Origin of the sequence: Sphingomonas sp., assembly GCF_035555815.1 — a bacterium.
Taxonomy (GTDB): Bacteria; Pseudomonadota; Alphaproteobacteria; order Sphingomonadales; family Sphingomonadaceae; genus Sphingomonas.
This window is the reverse complement of record NZ_DATMGG010000040.1, coordinates 1-5,199: the sequence shown is the minus strand read 5'-3', so window position 1 is coordinate 5,199 and position 5,199 is coordinate 1. Positions and strand designations below refer to the sequence as shown.

Below are 5,199 nucleotides of genomic sequence, written 5' to 3'. Positions count from 1 at the left end.
CGCCGCCGACTGGCAGGAACATCGCGTCATAGCCGAAGCCGTTGCCGCCGCGCGGCGGCCACACCAGCGTGCCGTCGACGCGCCCTTCGAACCATTCGACATGGCCGTCGGGCCAGGCCAGCGCCAGCGCGCAGATGAAATGCGCGTCGCGGCTCGGCTCCGGTCCATCGGTGGTACGGGTCGCGGCGATGTTGCGTTCGACCAGCGCCATCGCTTCGTCGAAATCGCGCGATTCGCCCGCCCAGCGCGCGGAGAAGATGCCGGGATCGCCACCCAGCGCATCGACGCACAGCCCGCTGTCGTCGGCCAGCGCCGGCAGCCCGGACAGATCGGCCGCCTGCAAAGCCTTCAGCTCGGCATTGGCGACGAAAGTGGTGCCGGTCTCCTCCGGTTCCGGCAGGTCGAGCGCCGCCGCCGACACCGGCTGGATGCCATAGGGCGCCAGCAGCGCCTCGATCTCGCGCACCTTGCCGGCGTTGTGGCTGGCGATCACCAGCCTGCCGGGCTGAAGCTTGCGGATCGCCTGCGGCGTGTCGCCCTCACCGCTCACCGGCCGGTGGCCTTGTCCTGCGCGGCAAAGATCTGGGTACAGCCGATGCGGGCGAGGCGAAGCAGGCGGAGCAGCGCCTCCTCGTCATAGGTCGCGCCCTCGGCCGTAGCCTGCGCCTCGGCGATGTTGCCGTCGTCGAGCAGCACGAAATTGGCGTCGGCCTCGGCATTCGAATCCTCGGGATAGTCGAGGTCGAGCACCGGCGTGCCCTGATAGATGCCGCAGCTGACCGCGGCGACCTTGTGACGGATGGGGTCGGTGGTCAGCTTGCCCTCTGCCAGCAGCTTGTCGACCGCGAGGCGCAACGCGACCCACGCGCCGGAGATCGATGCGGTGCGGGTGCCGCCGTCGGCCTGGATCACATCGCAGTCGAGCGTGATCTGGCGCTCGCCCAGCGCCTTGAGGTCGGTCACCGCGCGCAGCGACCGGCCGATCAGCCGCTGGATTTCCTGGGTGCGGCCCGATTGCTTGCCCTTGGCCGCCTCGCGGCTGCCGCGCGTATGGGTGGCGCGGGGCAACATGCCGTATTCCGCGGTGACCCAGCCCTCACCCTTGCCGCGCAGGAACGGCGGCACGCGCTCCTCGATCGACGCGGTGACCAGCACCTTGGTATCGCCGAACCCGATCAGCACCGATCCTTCGGCGTGGCGGGTGAAGTTCGGCTGGATGGTGATGGCGCGCATTTCGTCGGGGGCACGGCCGGAAGGTCGCATGAAGGTCTCCTTGAATTGAGCGCGGCCCTAGACGTCATCGACCCAACACGCCAGTGGCGCGCGCGCTTCGCCGTGCCTAGATAGGGATGATGACCCCGTCGATCCCCGAACTGACCGACCGCGCGCGCGATGTGTTCCGGCTGGTGGTCGAGGCCTATATCGAGACCGGCACGCCGGTCGGGTCGAAAACGATCGCGCTGGCGTCCGGGCTCAACCTGTCGCCGGCATCGATCCGCGGCGTGATGCAGGATCTGGAGAATGCCGGGCTGCTGGCCGCGCCGCACACCTCCGCCGGGCGGATGCCGACGCAGAGCGGGCTGCGGTTGTTCGTCGACGGCATGATGCACGCGGTCGCGCCGACCTCCGAGGAGCGTCGCGCGATCGAGGCGCGCGCGTCGAACGCCGGCCCGGTCGAGGAAGCGATCGCGGCGACCACGGCGGCGTTGTCCGGGCTGTCGGCCTGTGCCGGACTGGTGCTGGTGCCCAAGCGCGAGGCCGTGCTGCGCCAGTTCGGGTTCGTGCCGCTTGGCCCCGACCGGGCCTTGGCGGTGCTGGTCGGCGAGGACGGATCGGTCGAGAATCGCGTGATCGAACTGCCGGCGGGGATGACCCCCGGCGGGGTGGAGGCGGCGGCCAACTACCTGAGCGCGGCGCTGGCCGGGCGCACGCTGTCGGAAGCGCGCCGGCGCATCGCCGCGGAGATCGGCGAGGAGCGCGCCCGGCTCGACCGCGCCACGCGCGCGCTGGTCGACCGCGGGCTGGCGGTGTGGAGCGAGGACGGCGGCCACCGCCCGGTGCTGATCGTGCGCGGCCAGGCCAATCTGATCGACCCCGCCGCCGCGGCGGACCTCGACCGGGTTCGCGGGCTGCTCGACGAGCTGGAGGGCAAGGAGGAGATCGCCCGCCTGCTGGACGGCGCGCGCGAGGCGGAATCGGCCCGGATATTCATCGGATCGGAGAACAAGCTGTTCGCGCTGTCGGGATCGTCGGTGATCGCGCAGCCGGTTCGTGCGTTGGACGGCCAGGTGGTCGGCGTGGTCGGCGTGATCGGCCCGACGCGGTTGAACTATGCGCGCGTCGTGCCCATGGTGGATTTCACGGCCGCGACATTGGCGCGCCTGTTGAGTTAAGAACCAGAACGGATGACATGAGCGAAGAGACGAACAACGAAGCCAGCGGATTGACGGCCGATACCCTGGACCTGGGAGGCGAGCCCGCCGAAGCGGCCGCCGATCAGGCCGCGGTCGCCAAGCTGGCCGAGGAGCTGGCCGAGGCCAAGGCGGCGCTGCTCTATGCCCGCGCCGATGCCCAGAACACGCTGCGCCGCGCCGAGAAGGAAGCGGCCGACGCGCGCGCCTATGCGGTGACCGGTTTCGCCCGCGACCTGCTGTCGGTCGCCGACAATCTGGCGCGCGGGCTGGCGGCGATCCCCGAGGAGGCCCGCGCGGACGAGAAGCTGAAGGGGCTGGTGACCGGATTCGAGGCGACCGGCCGCGAACTGGACAGCGTGTTCGCCCGCCACGGCATTTCAAAGATCGTGTCGACCGGCGAGAAACTCGATCCTAATCGGCATCAGGCGATGTTCGAGGTGCCGACCGCAGAGTCGGAGCCGGGCACGATCGTGCAGGAGATGCAGGCCGGCTACATGCTCAAGGACCGCTTGCTGCGCCCGGCGCTGGTCGGCGTGGCGAAGGCGGCGGAATAGGCCGGGATTTAATCAACCGCCCCGGCAGCGACCGGGGCGGTCGCATTTTGTGGCGCGCGACCGCGCCACCCTCTATCTTTCATCCATGAGCCGTTTCGAGCATGTCCCGCACCGCCGCGCGATCATCGATCGGCGCGCGGTGTCCGATGCGCTGACGGCGATCGAGGCGAAGGACGTCGCCGGGCTGCGCCGTGCTGCGACAGAGCGGCTCAAGGTGGCGCTGGACCAGGGTCATGCAGAGATCGCGCGGCGGCTGGCGGAGCAACCATCGCGCGGGCTGGAAGCGGCGGCGGCGGGGGCGTTCCTGCTCGACCAGATCCTGCGGCTGCTGTGGGACTTCACCGTCCACCGCCTGTATCGCAACACCAACCCCACCGCCGCCGAGCGGATGGTGCTGATCGCGGTCGGCGGATACGGGCGCGGCGAGATGGCGCCGCATTCGGACGTCGACATCGGCTTCCTGACCCCGTGGAAGCAGACCGGCTGGAGCGAGCAGGTCATCGAATCGATGCTCTATTCGCTGTGGGACATGGGGCTGAAGGTCGGCCATTCGTCGCGGTCGCTCGACGAGATGGTGCGGCAGGCGCGTGGCGACGTGACGATCCGCACCGCGCTGCTCGAATCGCGCTACGTGTGGGGCGACACCACGCTGTATGAGGAGAGCGTGCGCCGCTTCAAGGCGGAGGTCGAGGCGGGGACCGCGCGCGCCTTCATCGCCGAGAAGCTGGCCGAACGCGACGCGCGCCACCAGAAGATGGGCGACAGCCGCTACGTCGTCGAGCCCAACGTCAAGGAGGGCAAGGGCGGCCTGCGCGACCTCCATACGTTGTTCTGGATCGGCAAATACGCCTACAACGTCGGCACCGCCGCCGAACTGGTGGAGACCGGGCTGCTGACCCGCGCCGAATATCGCCAATTCCACCGCGCCGAGAATTTCCTGTGGGCGGTGCGGTGCCAGCTCCACCTGATCGCCGGACGCGCGGAAGAGCGGCTGACGTTCGACATGCAGTCCGAGATCGCCGAGCGGATGCGCTTTTCCGACCGGCCGGGGAAGGCGAAGGTCGAACGCTTCATGCAGTTCTACTTCCTGCAGGCGAAGGTGGTCGGCGACCTGACCGGGGTGTTCCTGGCGCATCTGGACGAACAGTTCGCCGCGCGCGGCCGCCGGTTCGGGCTGCCGACGCTGCGGCGACGCCCGCGCAAGCTGAAGGGGTTCGTGCTCGATCGCGGGCGGCTGGCGTTGCCGAACGACCGATTCTTCGCCGACGATCCGGTGCGGCTGATCGAGCTGTTCACGCTGGCGGAGCTGCACGGGCTGGAGGTGCATCCGCTGGCGATGCGCGCCGCCGCGCGCGACGCCAAGCTGGCCGACGACATTCGCAATGATCCGCGCGCCAACGCGCTGTTCCTCGAGCTGCTGACGTCGAAGCGCAGCCCCGATACCGTGTTGCGCTGGATGAACGAGGCGGGGGTGTTCGGCCGGTTCGTGCCCGATTTCGGCCGGGTGGTCGCGCAGATGCAGTTCGACATGTACCACCATTACACCGTCGACGAGCACACCATCCGCGCGATCGGGCTGCTCGCGCGGATCGAGCGCGGCGAGCTGAAGGACGATCACCCGCTGGCGACCGCGATGTTCCCGCAGGTGGTGTCGCGCCGCGCGCTGTATGTCGCGGTGCTGCTGCACGATATCGCCAAGGGGCGCGGCGGCGATCATTCGGTGCTGGGCGCGGAAGTCGCCGGGCGGCTGGGGCCGCGCTTCGGGCTGAGCGCCGCGGAGACCGAGACGGTGGCGTGGCTGGTGCGCCAGCATCTGCTGATGTCGGCGACGGCGTTCAAGCGCGACCTGTCCGATTTCAAGACCATCCTCGATTTCGCCGAACAGGTGCAAAGCCCGCAGCGGCTGCTGATGCTGTTGCTGCTGACCATCGTCGATATCCGCGCGGTGGGGCCGGGCATCTGGAACGGATGGAAGCGCCAGCTGCTGACCAATCTGTTCGAGGGCGCGGAGGAGGTGCTGCGGCTGGGGCACAAGCAGCGCGGGCGCAGCGAGCGCATCACCGCCAAGCAGGAGACGCTGACCGCCGCGCTGGGCTGGGACGCGGACGCGCTGGCGGCGTTCGTGCGGCGCCTGCCCGAAAGCTATTGGGTGGCCGAGCCGCCCGAGGTGCTGGAGGCCAACGCCCGGCTGGTCGAGCGCGCGGGGGCCGAGCGGCTGTCGATCGGCGCGA

At 69.6% G+C, this 5,199-nt stretch carries 5 protein-coding genes; 3 read left to right on the top strand and 2 right to left on the bottom strand.

Annotated elements, in window-relative coordinates:
• On the bottom strand, positions 1-550 hold a 550-nt coding region (locus VNR91_RS02245), incomplete at its 3' end, for a non-canonical purine NTP pyrophosphatase (RefSeq protein ID WP_325489167.1).
• Positions 547-1,263, bottom strand: a complete 717-nt coding sequence (rph, locus tag VNR91_RS02240) for a ribonuclease PH (RefSeq protein WP_325489166.1) — start codon at positions 1,261-1,263, stop codon at positions 547-549. The genes rph and VNR91_RS02245, both read right to left, overlap by 4 nt.
• Positions 1,264-1,349: 86 nt before the next feature.
• Between rph and hrcA the strand changes: the two genes are divergently transcribed.
• From hrcA to VNR91_RS02225, 3 genes are all read left to right on the top strand, one after another.
• Complete coding sequence (gene hrcA, locus VNR91_RS02235) at positions 1,350-2,393, top strand: heat-inducible transcriptional repressor HrcA (protein WP_325489165.1); 1,044 nt, start codon at positions 1,350-1,352, stop codon at positions 2,391-2,393.
• Between the two features lie 17 nt (positions 2,394-2,410).
• Positions 2,411-2,968, top strand: a complete 558-nt coding sequence (locus tag VNR91_RS02230) for a nucleotide exchange factor GrpE (protein ID WP_325489164.1) — start codon at positions 2,411-2,413, stop codon at positions 2,966-2,968.
• A gap of 85 nt (positions 2,969-3,053) precedes the next feature.
• Positions 3,054-5,199 (top strand): [protein-PII] uridylyltransferase (locus VNR91_RS02225; RefSeq protein WP_325489163.1); only part of this gene is annotated, 2,146 nt, incomplete at its 3' end.